2 protein-coding genes are annotated in these 1,066 nt (G+C 76.3%); both read left to right on the top strand.

The window, feature by feature from the left end; genetic code table 11:
- Positions 1 to 334: 334 nt before the first annotated feature.
- Positions 335 to 520, top strand: coding sequence for a hypothetical protein (locus ACWCSD_RS53030; protein WP_352350903.1), 186 nt, complete (start codon positions 335 to 337; stop codon positions 518 to 520).
- Positions 521 to 686: 166 nt separating this feature from the next.
- On the top strand, positions 687 to 1,066 hold a 380-nt coding region (locus tag ACWCSD_RS53025; RefSeq protein WP_449927651.1), incomplete at its 3' end, for a hypothetical protein.

Genomic DNA, 1,066 nt, shown 5'->3' with positions numbered 1-1,066 from the left:
CTCCCGTCACCTCGGCTCCGGAGCCGTACGCCCGCGCACGGCCAGTCGTGAGCCCAGGCATAAGGATCACCACCCCGCCTGTCAAGGCCCCCGGCCCACGGATGACCTTTCTCCACCCCCGGGACGACAGACCTCCGCCCACGATCGGCGTGTCTCTACCGAACCGCCCGTACCGGCGGTGGCGGGCCCCCGCGCGACGATGGCACGCTTCCCGAGCGGCCCGGCCCTCCGGGGTCACGCGGACGGCCCGGACGGCTGGGAAAGTCGCCCGGCGCAGCTCCCGGCCCCCGGCTCCCCGGGCCGCTCAGCCGCAGTCAACCCGAGGGAGCGCAGCATGAACGACGACGTACGCGTCAAGGCCTGCCGCATCAACGACCACGTGGAGCTCATCCACGACTCCTCCCCGGACGTCGTCCTGGAGATCCCGCGCCGCGACTGGCAGCACTTCCTGGAGGCGGTCAGGTCGGGCGCGTTCGAGCTGGAGGTCCTGCCCCGCAAGGCCGAGGAGAACGCGGCCTGACCCCGTCCCCTCCGAAGGGCCCGGCGGCCGCGGACGTCCTGCGGCCGCCGGGCCCTTTCCCGTGCCGCGGCGCGTCCGCGCGGGCCGGGCGGCCGCGGGCGGCACGACGGGAGCCGGTTCTGTCGGTGGGCACGCGTACGGTCGGTCCAACCGGACGGTGGGTGATATGTCGGTGACCGAGGAGCAGGCCGCGGTGCTCGCCCTGACCAGGGCCACCGCCGGGCCGTGGCACCACACCGCGCGGGTCGTGGAGGCCCGGGGCAGCGCGTTGCGGCTGGCCCGCGGCGACCTCGGCGGGCTCGGCGAGCACGACAGGGCGCACGCCGCGCGGGTCGTCACGCGGCTGCGGCCGGGCGACCTCGGCCGGGCCGAGGGGCTCATCGCCGCCTGCCCCGCCGCGCTGGTGACCGTGCTCGACGACGGCTATCCGGGCAACCTGGCCTGCGCTTACAACCTCCAGCCGTTCCTGTGGGTGCGCGGCCGGCTGGGGACCGGCGACCACCGGTCGGTGGCGGTCACCGGCGACGCCCCGGGCGCCCGCGCCGC

The sequence above is a fragment of the Nonomuraea sp. NPDC001684 genome (assembly GCF_053596515.1).
This window is presented reverse-complemented; position numbering and strand designations above follow the sequence as displayed.